The organism is Streptomyces sp. NPDC057638, from assembly GCF_042800315.1.
GTDB lineage: Bacteria > Actinomycetota > Actinomycetes > Streptomycetales > Streptomycetaceae > Streptomyces.
Map to the genome: position 1 here is coordinate 12,963 of NZ_JBHVHF010000022.1, position 14,016 is coordinate 26,978.

At 72.6% G+C, this 14,016-nt stretch carries 11 protein-coding genes and 1 pseudogene; 9 read left to right on the forward strand and 3 right to left on the reverse strand.

All coding sequences use genetic code 11. From position 1 onward, the window contains the following. The first annotated feature begins 269 nt into the window (after positions 1-269). The 6 genes from ACFVIM_RS05490 to ACFVIM_RS05515 all read left to right on the forward strand — a co-directional run bounded on the left by ACFVIM_RS05490 (position 270) and on the right by ACFVIM_RS05515 (position 4,310). Positions 270-668: a hypothetical protein gene (locus tag ACFVIM_RS05490; protein WP_384298792.1), complete on the forward strand. Its 399-nt coding sequence runs from the start codon at positions 270-272 to the stop codon at positions 666-668. A gap of 180 nt (positions 669-848) precedes the next feature. Beyond that, entirely contained in the window at positions 849-1,655 is an 807-nt protein-coding gene (locus tag ACFVIM_RS05495; RefSeq protein WP_384298795.1) for an ATP-binding cassette domain-containing protein, read from the forward strand. Next, entirely contained in the window at positions 1,652-2,959 is a 1,308-nt protein-coding gene (locus ACFVIM_RS05500; protein WP_384298798.1) for a hypothetical protein, read from the forward strand. Before ACFVIM_RS05495 ends, ACFVIM_RS05500 begins: the two co-directional genes overlap by 4 nt. Continuing rightward, a complete protein-coding gene (locus ACFVIM_RS05505) occupies positions 2,956-3,567 on the forward strand; it encodes a hypothetical protein (RefSeq protein ID WP_384298801.1) in 612 nt (203 codons plus the stop codon). The genes ACFVIM_RS05500 and ACFVIM_RS05505 overlap by 4 nt, the downstream gene beginning before the upstream one ends. 120 nt (positions 3,568-3,687) lie before the next feature. After that, entirely contained in the window at positions 3,688-4,068 is a 381-nt protein-coding gene (locus ACFVIM_RS05510) for a hypothetical protein (RefSeq protein WP_384298804.1), read from the forward strand. Beyond that, entirely contained in the window at positions 4,065-4,310 is a 246-nt protein-coding gene (locus ACFVIM_RS05515; RefSeq protein WP_384298807.1) for a hypothetical protein, read from the forward strand. Before ACFVIM_RS05510 ends, ACFVIM_RS05515 begins: the two co-directional genes overlap by 4 nt. A gap of 79 nt (positions 4,311-4,389) precedes the next feature. On the opposite strand, the gene ACFVIM_RS05520 is transcribed toward ACFVIM_RS05515, so the two are convergent. Continuing rightward, positions 4,390-4,887, reverse strand: a complete 498-nt coding sequence (locus ACFVIM_RS05520; protein ID WP_384298809.1) for a winged helix-turn-helix transcriptional regulator — start codon at positions 4,885-4,887, stop codon at positions 4,390-4,392. A 102-nt stretch (positions 4,888-4,989) separates the two neighbouring features. Here ACFVIM_RS05520 and ACFVIM_RS05525 point away from each other — a divergent pair, with 102 nt between their 5' ends. Beyond that, complete coding sequence (locus ACFVIM_RS05525) at positions 4,990-6,441, forward strand: MFS transporter (RefSeq protein ID WP_384298811.1); 1,452 nt, start codon at positions 4,990-4,992, stop codon at positions 6,439-6,441. 43 nt (positions 6,442-6,484) lie between these two features. On the opposite strand, the gene ACFVIM_RS05530 is transcribed toward ACFVIM_RS05525, so the two are convergent. Continuing rightward, on the reverse strand, positions 6,485-9,943 hold the full coding sequence (locus ACFVIM_RS05530) for a S41 family peptidase (RefSeq protein WP_384298814.1): 3,459 nt from the start codon (positions 9,941-9,943) through the stop codon (positions 6,485-6,487). Positions 9,944-10,230: 287 nt separating this feature from the next. On the opposite strand from ACFVIM_RS05530, the pseudogene ACFVIM_RS05535 reads away from it, so the two are divergent. Continuing rightward, positions 10,231-10,797 (forward strand): annotated as a pseudogene (locus ACFVIM_RS05535) (TetR/AcrR family transcriptional regulator); the annotation flags it as partial. Positions 10,798-11,139: 342 nt separating this feature from the next. Next, positions 11,140-13,359, forward strand: coding sequence for an MMPL family transporter (locus ACFVIM_RS05540; RefSeq protein ID WP_384298817.1), 2,220 nt, complete (start codon positions 11,140-11,142; stop codon positions 13,357-13,359). A 132-nt stretch (positions 13,360-13,491) separates the two neighbouring features. Here the strand turns inward: ACFVIM_RS05540 and ACFVIM_RS05545 are convergent, their stop codons facing one another. Next, positions 13,492-13,839 carry an SsgA family sporulation/cell division regulator gene (locus ACFVIM_RS05545; RefSeq protein WP_384298820.1) on the reverse strand — a complete coding sequence of 116 codons (348 nt, stop codon included), beginning with the start codon at positions 13,837-13,839 and terminating at the stop codon, positions 13,492-13,494. Positions 13,840-14,016 lie beyond the last annotated feature (177 nt).

The window sequence follows — 14,016 nt, forward strand, 5'->3', positions numbered from 1 at the left end:
CCGTACCGCCCATCCGTCAAGTCCGTTACACGTCACCGCACATGGAGTCCCCTCCCGCAGCAGAAGATTGATTGACGTGCTCATTGCCGTATGAGAAGTTCAACGCCGCCAAGATCTCCGGTCACTCGCCGGTGGTCTTCGCAGCGGCACCGGCAGGGCCTGACCAGCCCGTTTGTCCGGCCCGTTCGGCCGGTCGCCGTCATTTGTCGAGCTTCCGCGAGAGCGGTGGCATGTCTGTGCGCCTGTTCGCAGGCGTTGGGAGGGGAACCATGAAGCGTCTCAACAAGAAGACCGGAATCGCCGTCGCGTCCGTGAGCGCGGCTCTGCTCGGTGGCCTGGTGGCCGCCGCGCCCGCGTGGGCCGCGCCCAGTGGGTGCCCGGAGCCGAGTGTCAGCCTGACGAACGCGTCCAACGGCTACATGACGGGCAAGGCGACGGCCGCCTGTTCGCGGAGCGCCAGCGGCACGCTGATCGTCGAGATCAAGTGGGACAAGAACCTGCTGCCCGACCCGCTGACGGCCAAGAACAGCCAGGCCGGGCCCCGGCAGAACTGGAGCGCCACCGTCGGCACGTGTGACCAGGGCAACCGCCGCAGCTACTACGCGCGGGGCTACTGGAACGGCGGGGGCCACCACGACACCACCCCGCGTCACATCACCGCCTGCTGATCGGGCGGGATGATCACGGCGTGATCACTCGTGTCAGTGACACGTGAGAACGCTCGTGGGGCAGTTCGCGTCGGATGCCTCCTCCCGCAGTGCGCGGCGGGGAGGCATCCGGCGTGTCAGTGGCAGGTGCGAGGCTCAGTGGGGGCGGTGGTCGCCGGCCGGCTGGGGGAGGGTTCGGGCATGGTTACAGTCAAGGCCGAGGGGCTGGTTCAGCGGCGGGGTCGCCGCACCGTCCTGCACGGCGTCAGTTTCACCCTGGAGTCCGGGGTCACCGGGCTGCTGGGACCCAACGGGGCCGGGAAGACCACCCTGCTCGAAACGCTGGTCACCCTGCTGCCCCCGGCCGGTGGCGAGGTCACCGTCCTGGGCCACCGGCTGGACGACGACGCCGGGCGGGCCGAGGTGCGCGGGCGGGTCGGGTTCCTGCCGCAGCGCTTCGGCTACCACCCGGGGTTCACCGTCACCGAGTTCCTCTCCTATGTCGCCTGGACGAAGGGGCTCGACCGGGACCGGACCCGCGCGGCCGTCGCCGAGAACCTGGCCCTGGTCGATCTGACCGCGAGCGCCGACACCCGGATGCGGAAGCTGTCCGGCGGGATGCTCCAGCGCGCCGGGATCGCGGCCTCGCTGATCCACCGCCCCGAGTTCGTCGTCCTGGACGAGCCGACCGTCGGGCTCGACCCACGGCAGCGCGCCGAGTTCCGCGCCCTGGTGCGGCGGCTGGCGGAGACCACGCCCGTCCTGCTGAGCACCCATCTCACCGATGATGTCTCCGCCGTCTGCGGCTCGGTCCTCGTGCTGGCGGAGGGGGCCATCGCCTTCCAGGGCACCCCCGGGGCGCTCGCGGCGGCGGGCGGCGACGGCGACCTGGGCGACAACGACCTGGAGCGCGGCTACAACGCGCTGTTGTACGGGGGGAGTGGCGAGGGCGCCGGCACCCCGGCACCCGGCGAGAGCGCCGCGACGGGCGGGGAGGGCGCGGTATGAGGAAGACCGGTGACTTCGCGCGCGGGGTCAGGATCGAGTTCCTCGGCTGGGGACAGGCGTGGGCCGTCCCCCTGCTGATCTTCGTCGAGGTGTGGAACACCTTCGGCAATATGCTGCCGGGCGTCGGGTTCTGGCCCTCCACCGTGCACGCGGTGATCCTCGCCGGGATCCTCGGCAGCTGCGGCATGGCGGGCCTCGCGGCCTGGTCCGGCTCGCGGGAGCGGCGGCTGGGCCTGGCGTCGCTGCGGGCGCTGGCGGACATCCCGCCGTGGTGGCTGCTCGCCGCCCAGCTTGTCGCCCTGTGGCTGTGGACCCTGGTGCTGTACGGGGTCGTGGTCGTGGCGGCGGGCATCCGCGCCCTCGCCCAGGGCCCCAGCGGGCATATCAGCGTCAGCGGGCTCGCCGTGGGCTGGCTGGGGCTCCTGGTGTGGACGACGGCCGGGTTCGCGATCGGCCGCGCCTGGCCGAGCCGGTTCGCGCCGCCGCTCGCCGCCGTCCTCCCGTACGGGATCTACGCCCTCGGTTTCGACTGGTCGGACACGGCCTATCTGCTCTCGCCCTACCTGGACGAGCTGGTCGACCCCTATGGCGTCCCCGCCGACGGTGTCTACACCGCCCAGGCCGTCTGGCTCGCCGGGCTGCTGGCGGTGCTGGCCTGCGCGGTGCTGTGGGGGACGGCCGCGCGCCGGGCGCTGGCGGCGGCCGCCGTGCCCGCGCTCGCCCTCGCCGTCACCGGGATCGTGCTGGTCGCGGGCTTCGACGGCCGCTTCCAGCAGACCATCGCCGCCCGGTCCGACAGCGCCGTCCTCGCCACCTCCTGCACCTCGGGCGGCACCCCCGAGGTCTGTGTGCACCCCGCCTTCCGCTCCGCCCTGCCCACCCTCCAGCGCGACTTCGGCGGCCCCCTCCAGTCCCGTCTCGACGCCACCCCCGCCCGGCTCGACCGGCTGGTGCAGCGCACCTACGGGCAGGTCGGCGAGGGCCGGTCGGTCTATCTCACCTCGCTGCGGCCGGGCTGGGAGGGCGAGGCCGTCGGCGACTTCATCGCCTATCTGGTCCGCCCCGAGAGCTGTCTGAACGCGACCCAGGAGGGCGAGGCCCTCTCCCGGATGACCCAGCAGTGGATCGCCCAGGGCGCGGCCTCCGCCGCCGCGATACCCGGCTTCGCCGCGCCCACGCCGGGCATGAAGGCGGCCGAGGCGTTCCTCACCGGCACCCCGGAGCGCGAGGTCGGCGGCTGGCTGGGGCGCCACTGGGACGCGTTCTCCCAGTGCCGTCTCACCGGGGCGGACTTCCGCCCATGACCCATCCGATCGCGCTGTTCTGCCGCAGCAGACGGCTGGCCACCGCCGTCGCGCTGCTGGTGCTGGTCTCCGTGGCGGCCGCCGTCACCAGCGGCCAGCTGGTCCGCGTCGGCCAGGGCGCGGACCGCAGTGTCCCGGCGGCGCTGCTCCTGCTGCCCGCCGTGGCGGGCGCGGTCCTCGCCGCCACCGCCCACAGCCCCCTGCACGGCTGGGACGCCCTGGGTTCCGCCCGGCTGCCGCGCACCCGGTTCGCCCAGGCCGCCGCGCTCACCGCGCTCGCGGCGGCCGGGGCGCTGCTGGCGCTCCCGGACGAGATCCTCGACGGCCGGGGTGATCTCTCCGCCGCGCGCAATGTCATCGCCCTGTGCGGCGTGGGCCTGTTGGGCGCTGTCGCCCTCGGCGCGGCGGCGGCCTGGCTGCCGCCGCTGCTCTTCTCCGGTCTCGCGCTCACCCTGGGCGCCGAGCCGGATGTGGCCTGGCTGTGGACCTGGCTGCTCGCGGAGGACGACGGCCTCGGCGCCACCGTGACCGCGCTGCTGTTCTGGGGCGCGGGGGCGATGGTGTACGCGGGACGGGGAGGGCGTCCGACGCGGGGTCAGGTGGGCTGACGGGAGGCGCTCCGCAGGCATCCGGGGAGGGGCGTGTCGCGGCCGTCACCTGCCTCTCCCGCGTCCGCGCGCCCCGGCGGAGCACCCCTCGGCCGGAGGGTCACGCCCTAGTGTGGAGCGATGGAACACAGTGCAGTGGGAGAAGGCGTGAACCCGCCCTATCCGACCCGGTCGCCATACAAGCTCGACTGGGACGAAGGGCCCCAGACGCTGGCGGAGTTGAAGGCGGCGCTGCTCTCCTTCTCCCCCGAGACGCATGACCGGTTCGTCACGGAGCTGGAGGAGTGCCCGTTCTCCCCGGACGGGCGGGATCCGCTGCGGGACCTGCGCGACACCGTCCTGGCATACCGGCTCGAATGGATGGCGCTGGCCCATCCGCTCGCCCGTGCGGCGATCGAGGAGTCCGAGCACGGCCCGAACGACGGTGTCCCCGCGGATGTCGTCTTCGCCGACTATGACCCGGTCACCTATGAGCCGCTGGACGGACGCGGTCGCCCATGACCTACAAGGTCGTTCTGCTCCCCTCCGCCAGCCAGGCTCTCGCCGATCTCCAACCGGCTCAGCGCCGGGCCGTCCACGAGGCCATACGCGGCCCCTTGGCCCGGCGCCCGCTGGACGTCGGGACCTCCTCGGGCCCGAGCCTGCGCACCCTGGTGCTGAAGGACGCCGGGGTCTCGCTCAAGTACCGGGTCTATCCGGACCATGTGGAGGTGCAGATCGTCTGGATCTTCAGCGGCCCATGACCAGGGCCCGCACCCCACGCCCGGCACCGTGCCCACGGTGCCGGGCGCCGTCACCCCCGGGCGCGCCACCGCCCCGCCCTCAGGCGTCCGTCCCCTCCTCCGCCGCCTTCCGGTCATAGGAGGCGCGGGCCGCCGCGATCTCCTGCTGGTGTTCCTCGGTCCACAGCACCAGGGAGCGGATCGTGGTGTGGAGGGTGCGGCCCAGCGGGGTGAGGGCGTACTCCACCCTCGGGGGGACGACCGGGTGGACGGTGCGGCGCACCAGGCCGTCGCGTTCCAGATGGCGCAGGGTCACCGTCAGCATCCGCTGGCTGACGCCGTTGATCTCCCGGCGCAGTTCCGTGAAGCGCATGACCCGGCAGTCGAGCAGCGCGATCACCAGCAGGGACCACTTGTCGGCGACGCGGTCGAGGATCTGGCGGACCTCGCAGTCCTCGCGGGTGTCCCACTGGAAGGGGTCGGGGTCGCCGCAGTCGGGGTAGCCCTCGGCGACGGGCTCCAGGACCGATCCGCCGGGGAGCTGGGCGGGGTCGGTCACTCTCATGTGCCCGGGTGACTTCAAAGTGCCTTCTTCCATGGGGCGTCATGGTGGCGGACGATCGAGTCGGTTACAAGAGGGAACCAGCCCTCACTTCGGTAACCGCCTCCCTCCTTCCCGCCTTCCTTCCGTGGAGCCGTCGTGTCTGTCGTCACCGAGCCCTCATCACCCCCCGCCCCATCCCCGCCGGGCCCCGCCCGGCTGGACGCCCGTGGCTGGGCGCTGCTGCTGGTGCTCTGCGGGGCGATCTTCCTGGAGGGCATCGACATCGCGATGCTCGCCGTGGCGATCCCCGTCATCAAGGCCGATCTGGGGCTCTCCACCGGCACCGCCGCCTGGGTGGTCAGCGGCTATGTCCTCGGTTACGCGGGCTTCACCCTGCTCGGCGGGCGGGCCGCCGATCTGCTGGGGCGGCGGCGGATGTTCCTGGCCTGGATGGGCGTCTTCCTCGCCTTCTCCGCGCTCGGGGGCCTGGCCACCGAGGGCTGGATGCTGGTGGTCTCCCGCTTTGTGACCGGTGTCGCCTCCGCCTTTATGACCCCCGCGTCGATGTCGATCATCACCACCTCGTACCCGGAGGGACCTCAGCGCAACAAGGCGCTGCTGATCTTCGCCGGGACCGCCGCCGGAGGGTTCTCGCTCGGGCTGGTCATCGGCGGGCTGCTGACCCAGCTCGGCTGGCGCTGGGTCTTCTACGCGCCCGTGCTGCTCGCCGCGCTGATCCTGATCGCGGCCGTGCGGCTGGTGCCCGCGACCGATCCGAGCGCGTCCCCCCAGGCTTCGCCCGGGGGAGCCCCCAGTGCCCTGCCCACGACGGGCATGCGCGGGTTCGACCTGCCCGGGGCGATGGCCGCGGCCGGGGCGATGCTGCTGCTGGCGTACGGGGTGATCCGGCTGGAGCACGGCTTCGAGGGCTGGGGGTGGACGCTCGCCGCGCTCGGCTCCGGGGCGCTGCTCGTGGCGCTCTTCACCGCCATCGAACGACGGGCCGCCACCCCGCTCGTCCGGCTCGGCATTCTGCGCAACCGGCCCATGGTCCGCGCCGATCTCGGCGCGCTGCTGCTGCTCGGCTCGTTCATGGGGTTCCAGTTCATGGTGACCCTCTACCTCCAGGAGCTGCGCGACTGGTCCTCGCTCAAGACCTCGCTCGCCCTCCTCCTCATGGGCATGGACGTGATCCTCGCGCCCACCCTCACTCCCTGGCTGGTCCACCGGTTCGGCCACCGCCGGGTGATCCTCTGGGGGTTCGTCTCCGCCTTCCTCGGCTACGCCCTCTTCCTGCGGGTCGGCGCCGACTGGACGTACGCGGCGATGCTGCCGACGCTCGTCCTCACCGGGCTCGCCTTCACCCTCGCCTACGGTCCGCTGACCATCGCCGCCACCGAGGGCGTCGACGCGGCGGAACAGGGCCTGGCCGGTGGACTCCTCTACACCGCCACCCAGTTCGGCGCCGCGATCGGCGTCGCCTCCGTCACCGCCGTGTACGGGCTCGCCGGACCCGGTCTCGACGGCTTCCGGGCCGGGCTGGTGATCCCCGTGGTCCTCGCCGCCGCCGGACTGCTGCTGATGGTGGACCGGCGCCGTACGGCGTGAGCGGTACGGGTACGGGCCGCCGATCCCGTACCCGTACCGCGGCTCACCTCGGCGGGAGCCGGGGGCGGGCGCGGTCCGGCACCCCCACATAGCCCGGCGGGCGTGACGCGCCCCGCTCCGCCAGCAGGTCCAGGGCGAGGCGGACCGCGTCGTCCAGGCCGACATGGCGGCCCTCCGCCCAGTCCAGGGGGGTGCGCAGGGCCTCCAGATCGGGGGAGACACCGTGGTTCTCGACCGACCAGCCGTACTCCTCGAACCAGGCCGCGTTCATCGGGACCGTGATCACCGTGCCGTCACCGAGCCGGTGGCGGCCGGTGATACCGACCACCCCGCCCCAGGTGCGGGTGCCGACCACCGGACCGATCCCCAGCAGCCGGAACGCGGCCGTGATCATGTCCCCGTCGGAGGAGGTGGCCTCGTCCGCGAGCGCGACCACCGGCCCCCGGGGCGCGTTGGAGGCGTACGAGAGGGGCTCGGCGTGCCGGATCAGGTCCCAGCCGAGGATCCGCCGGGTCAGCGACTCCACCACCAGCTCGCTGATATGCCCGCCCGCGTTGCCGCGTACGTCCACGATCAGCGCCGGACGGGAGACCTCACGCCGCAGATCCCGGTGGAACTGCGCCCAGCCGGAACCGCCCAGGTCGGGGATGTGGAGATAGCCGCAGCGGCCGTCGCTCAGCTCACGGACCACCGCGCGGCGCTTGGCCACCCAGTCCTGGTAGCGCAGCGGCCGGTCATCGATCAGCGGCACCACCGCGACCCGCCGCGAGCCGCCCCGCGGGGAGCGGAACGTCAGCTCCACCGTCGTACCGCCCGCCGCCGCCAGCATCGGGTACGGGCCCGCGACCGGGTCCACCGGACGGCCGTCGACATGGGTGAGGGCCGCTCCCTCCCGTACCCCGGTGCCCGCGAGCGGGGAGCGGGCCCGGGAGTCCGAGGAGTCCCCGGGCAGGATCCGCCGGATGACCCACCGGCCGTCCCGGGGCACCAGCGAGGCGCCGAGCAGCCCGAGGGGCCGCTGGTAGTGCGGCGGGCCCTCGTCCCGGCGGGCCGGGGTCACATAGGCGTGCGAGGTGCCCAGTTCGCCGAGGACCTCCCGCAGCAGGTCCGCGAACTCGTCCGGGGACGCCACCCGTTCCACCAGCGGCCGGTACTGCGCCAGCACCCCGTCCCAGTCCACCCCGCTCATCCCCGGGTCCCAGAAGTAGTCCCGGGTCAGCCGCCCGGCCTCCTCAAACGCCTGGCGCCACTCCGCGCCCGGGTCGACATCGTGCAGGATCCGGCGCAGATCGAGATGGACGGTGGTGTCCCCGTCCGCGATCTCCGTGGCGGGCACCGCCCGCAGCTCGCCCTCGTCCACCACGACCAGCCGGGTGCCGTCCCCGCTGACGGCGAACCAGTCCAGATCGTCCACCAGTTCCGTACGGCGGGCCTTGGCCAGGTCGAAATGGTCCAGCGCGGGACGGCCGGAGGTGTCCGCCGGATTGGCGAAGGTCTCCCCGAGCGCCCCCGAGATCGGCCAGCGCAGCCACACCAGCCCGCCACCGCCGACCGGACACAGCGCGCTGTACTTCGACGCCGCCACCGGGAACGGCGTCACCCGGCTCGCGAGCCCCTCGGTCTCCACCGTCACCGCGCCCGGCCCCTCTTCCTCCGCCTCCTCCACCGGATCCAGCCCGCCCGCCGCCGGGCGCCCCTCCGGGCTGTACGCGAACGGGGACGGCGTCGCCGAGGAGAGCGGCACCAGATAGGGGCGGCAGCCCAGCGGGAAGGAGAGGTCCCCGGTGTGGACGTCGTAGACCGGGTCGAAGCCGCGCCAGGAGAGAAAGGCGAGATAGCGGCCGTCCCGGGTGAAGACGGGGTTCTCGTCCTCGAACCGGCCGTCGGTGACATCGATGACCGTGCCGTCGGCGATCCGCGCCAGCCGGATCTGGCGCAGGGAGCGGCCGACCCCGGGATGGGACCAGGCGACCCAGGCGCCGTCGGGGGAGAAGGCGAGATCACGGACGGGCCCGTTGAGGGAACGGGCGAGCTGGCGGGGGGCCGTTGGGGGGTCGGCGGTGTCCTGGTCCACCGGCCCGTCTGTCTTCCGGTCCGTCGGCTCCGGCTCCGGCTCTGGCCCGGGCTCCGGCTCCGGCTCCGCCCCGGGCTCCGGCCTCGGACCCGCTCCCGGCTCCAGTTCCGGTTCCCGTTCCTCCTCCGCTGCTGTCGGCGCGCCGCCCGCCGGCGCTTCTCCTCCCGCCAGCTCCTCCCCACCCTCCGGTTCCCCCACCTCCAGCAGCAGCAGCCGACCGTCATGGGAGGCGACGGCCAGGCGCTCCCCCTCCGGGTCCGACTCCATCTCCAGCACCCGGCCCAGCAGTCCGGCCGCCAGCCGTCGCGGGGCGCGCTCGCCGCTGGCGCGGGGGAGCTGGGCGATCTCGACGGCGTCCTCGCCCGCCGCGTCGGTGACATAGGCGACGCGTCCGCCGCCGCCGAGCATGAGGGGCAGCCGTACCCGTACACCCGGGGTGTCCGCGATGGTGCGCGCCGGGCCGTCGCGGTGGGTGAGCCAGTACAGACTTCCCCGGACCCCGATGGCGCTGGCCCGGCCGGTGGTGTCGACCGAGACGGCGCCGACGTTCCCGGCGGCCGGGATCTGATGGATCCGGCGGCCCACCCGCTGGCCGCCGAGACGGACGGGGAGACGGCGGGGACGGGAGCCGGGGTCGGCGAGATCACCGGCCAGCCACAGCTCACCCGCGCACTGGTAGATCACCCGTCGGCCATCGGTGGAGGCATGACGGGCGTAGAAGGCGTCATGATCGGTGTGACGCCGCAGACCGCTCCCGTCGGGGGCGCAGGAGTAGAGGTTGCCGACCCCCTCGTGGTCGGAGAGGAACGCGACCCTGCCCGCCACCAGCATCACCGATTCCAGGTGCCCGCCCAGCTCCGCCAGCAGCCGCCGCCCGTGCAGCCACAGCCGGCCGGTGGCCCCGCCCCGGTAGCGCTTCCAGGCGGCGGGCTCGTGCGGGGGCGTCCCGGTGAGCAGCAGCGTCCGCCGCTCGCCGTCGGCCTCACCGATGGCGAGGTCGGAGACCGGGCCCCAGGGCAGCCGCAGTCCCGGGGCGCCGTCGGTGGGCACGCTGTAGGCCCAGGAGAAGTACGAGAAGGGCTGGCTCTGCGAGGAGACCGCCAGGATGTGGCCGTCGGGCGACCAGCCGCAGACCCGGGTGTCGGCGGAGCCCCAGAAGGTGAGCTGGCGCGGCGGGCCGCCGTCGACGGGGACGAGATGGACCTCGGGATCGAGGCTGCGCCAGTTGGTGTACGCGAGGTGGCGGCCGTCGGGGGAGAAGCGCGGCGGCCCGAGCCGGGTCCGGTCGACGGTGAGCCGCCAGGCCCGGCCCGGGGGCTCGCCCTCGGGCGGCAGCGGGGCGAGCCAGAGATCGTCCTCGGCGGCGAAGCAGAGCAGATCGCCGTGGAGGTGGGGGAAGCGGAGATAGGCGGCGCTCACCTCATCCATGCTTTCGGCCCTGGCGGGGGGCGGCAACTCGTGGTGGATCCTTCCCGCCCGGCCGGGCCCCGGCCGGACCCGGGTCCGGCACCACTACGAGCGCAGGGGCGGCCACCGGGCACCGCGCCCGGCGGGAGGTGCCCGCGACGCCCAGCACCCCCGTACCGGTTGACACACATGCGCGTGATCGAAGCCACAAGCGAAACGGCATCGTTTCGCTCGGAGCCTCGATTATCGTAGAGCTGTACGAAACCGTTTCGTTTGGATGAGGCGCCGGAAGGTCTGAAGGGAGGTCCATCGTGTCGCGCAGGCTGACGCCCGAGCGGGAGAGCGAGCTCTTCGACGCCGTGCTCGATCTGCTGCGCGAGGTCGGGTATGACGCCCTGACGATGGACGCCATCGCCGCCCGGAGCCGTTCGAGCAAGGCCACGCTCTACCGGCAGTGGCACAGCAAGCCCCAGCTCGTGGCCACCGCGCTCCGCCATGACCAGCCCGTGCCGACCCAGATCGACACCGGCAGTCTGCGCGGGGACTTCCAGGAGATGGTGCGGCGCGCCGACGATCTGGAGATGGAGCGCGACAGCGCCCTGATGCGTGGGCTGCTGCACGCCGTGCACCACAATCCCGACCTCCATGACGCCCTGCGCGAGCAACTGGTTGAGCCCGAGCTGAAGGGGCTGGACGAGCTGCTGCGGCGCGCGGTCGACCGGGGGGAGCTGAGTGCCGACAACCCGGCGCTCGACTTTGTCCCGCACATGCTCTTCGGGGCGTACTTCGCCCGGCAGGTGCTGGAGGACAAGCCGCTCGACCGATGTTTCCTCGACGCGTATGTGGACGCCGTGGTCCTTCCGGCGCTGGGGCTGCCGCCCCCGCCCGGCGGGAGGGAACGGTGTCCCGAGGGCGACCCGGCGGCCGTACGGCCACCCGCGCCCGACCAGCCGCACGACCCTGACGGCCTCTGTTGCGCCTTCGCTCGTTCCCCAGGCGCCTGAACCCGGACCCCGGGGCGTTCGACCGGCCCCGCCCCACCCAGGCGGCGGCCGACCCCCAGCCCTGACCTCCCAGGTCAGCGGCCCGGACGCCCTCCCCGAACACCCCATCCGCTCTGCTCCACCCGCACCACCTCTCTACCTGACGCGCGCCGCTCTCGTCCGTCGGGCCGACTCCCCATGTCCTGTTCGCCTCACTTACGGGAGTAAGCCCTCGTGGCCACGTTCCTCTACAAAGTCGGACGTCTGACCTACAGACGTCGTTGGCTCGTCGCCCTCGCCTGGGTCGCCCTGCTGGTGCTCGCCGGTGTGGGAGCCTCCTCGGCCGGAAAGGCCAAGGACCCCGGTTTCGCGCTGCCCGGCACCGAGTCCCAGCAAGCCTTCGACCTGCTGGAAGAGCGCTTCCCGGGGGCGAAGGCCGATGGTGCCAGCGCCCGGATCGTCTTCAAGGCCCCGGACGGCCAGAAGATGACCGACCCCGCCCACAAGGCGCAGGTCGCCACCGTCATCGCCGAGCTGAAGAACGGCTCGGACCAGGTCGCCGACGTGGTCGACCCGTACGCCGGGGGCGCGGTCTCCAAGGACGGCTCGACCGCGTATATCTCCGTCAGCTACTCGGTCAACTCGATGGAGGTGGACGAGAAGGCGCGTGAGGCGCTGAAGGAGACCGGGGAGAAGGCCCGGGACTCCGGCCTCACGGTGGAGATGGGCGGCGACGCCACCATGGCGGAGCAGCACTCCAGCTCCGCCGAGATGATCGGTATCGCCATCGCGGCCGTCGTACTCGCGATCACCTTCGGCTCCCTGATCGCGGCCGGGCTGCCGCTGCTGACCGCGATCATCGGGGTCGGTATCGGGATCTCCAGCATCACCGCGCTCGCCAATGTCCTGGACCTGGGCACCACCACCGGGACCCTGGCGATGATGATCGGCCTCGCGGTCGGCATCGACTACGCGCTCTTCATCGTCTCCCGCTACCGCGCCGAACTGGCCGACGGCCATGACCGCGAGGAGGCGGCGGGCCGCGCCACCGGCACGGCGGGCTCGGCGGTCGTCTTCGCCGGTCTGACCGTGGTCATCGCGCTGATGGGCCTCGCGGTCGTCAACATCCCGATCCTGACGAAGATGGGCTTCGCGGCCGCCGGTACGGTCGTGATCGCGGTCATCATCGCGCTCACCCTCATTCCCGCGCTGCTCGGCTTCGCCGGGGACAAGGTGCTCAGCCGGAAGCAGCGCAAGGCCAAGAAAGCGGGGGTGCCCCTGGGCCACTCCGCGAAGGTCAACGCGGGCACCCGCTGGGCCCGCTTCGTGCTGCGCCGCCCGATCGCCGTGCTGGCCACCGGTGTGCTGGGGCTCGGTCTGATCGCCGTGCCGGTCGGCGCGCTGAAGATGGGTCTGCCGGACGAGGGCTCCAGCTCCACCGAGTCGAGCCAGCGCCGCGCCTACGATCTGCTCTCCGACGGTTTCGGGCCGGGCTTCAACGGCCCGCTGACCCTGGTCGTCGACGCCAAGGGCAGCGAGAACCCCAAGGCCGCCGCCGACGAGGTGGTCAAGCGGGTCGGCGCGCTGAAGGGCGCGGCCGAGGTGTACCCGGGCGCGTTCAACAAGGCCGGTGACACCACCATGGTCAGCGTGGTGCCCAAGGACCGGCCGTCGTCGCCGAAGACCGAGGACCTGGTCCATGACATCCGCGAGGTCAGCGACGACCTGGAGAAGGACATGGGCGCGTCGGTCCTCGTGACCGGTGCCACCGCGCTGAACATCGACTTCTCGCAGAAGATGAACGACGCGCTCGTGCCCTACCTCGCGCTCGTCGTCGGCCTGGCCTTCCTGCTGCTGGTGCTGGTCTTCCGCTCGATCCTGGTGCCGCTGAAGGCGGCCCTCGGCTTCCTGCTCTCGGTGCTCGCGGCGCTGGGCGCGGTGGTCGCGGTGTTCCAGTGGGGCTGGCTCGGCTCGCTCTTCAATGTGGAGCAGCCCGGCCCGATCATGTCGATGATGCCGATCTTCATGATCGGCGTGGTCTTCGGTCTCGCCATGGACTACGAGGTCTTCCTCGTCACCCGGATGCGCGAGGCGTACGTCCACGGCGAGCGGCCCGCCGAGGCCGTGGTCACCGGCTTCAAGCACGGCGCCCGGGTCGTGACGGCCGCCGCCGTCATCATGGTCGGCGTCTTCGCGGGCTTCATCGGCTCCGGCGACCAGATGGTCACGATGATCGGCTTCGGTCTCGCGGTCGCGGTGATCTTCGACGCCTTCGTGGTCCGGATGGCGATCGTCCCGGCCGTGCTGGCGCTGCTGGGCCACAAGGCGTGGTGGCTGCCGCGCTGGCTGGACCGTGCGCTGCCCAACGTGGACGTGGAGGGCGAGCAGCTCCAGAAGCACCTGACCCACGCGCCGGAGGACCCGGACGCCGACCGGGAACTGGTCCGCGTCTGAGACACCTCGTGTGCCGCCTGTGGCCGCGCTCCCCTCGTGGGGGCGCGGCCACGCGCGTACGGGGTGCGCCTTCCGGCGCGTACGGGGACGGGGGCGCGCGTACGGGGACGGGCCGCGCCCCCCGGCGCTGGCTCAGGTGGTGGCGGCCGCCGTGGCCTCATAGGTGTGGCGGAGGAAGCGGCTCAGCGCGCGGGTGTCGAACTGGACCACCGCGACCCCGTTCTTGTCGTGGAACTCCACGACGGCCTGCACCCGCCCACAGGGCCAGACCTCGACATCGCCGCTGCGCGCGGGGGAGCGCAGCCCGGTCTCCAGGGTGTCTCGCGGAACGCTCCAGTCCAGCCCGCTGGGGAACTCGAACCGCACGGCCCAGGGATCCTCTTCCGGCTCGTAGTGGAGCGCGACCCGCACGGGCCGGTCCAGCGGGGCGTCGGAGACGACCCGGCCCCAGGCGTGTTCCTCGACGGCGGTGGCGGACATCGCTGACTCCTCACCTGAGACCATGCTCCCACTAATGTCCCATATGTCATGGTTCATCTTCGAGTGGAGCCGCCCGGGGCCGCTGGCGGTGGGCCCGTGGGGGCGGCGCCTCCCGGAAGGCGTCTTTCCGCTGCGGGGGCGGGCATGCGTCATCGAGGCGAAGCCGACGATGAATCC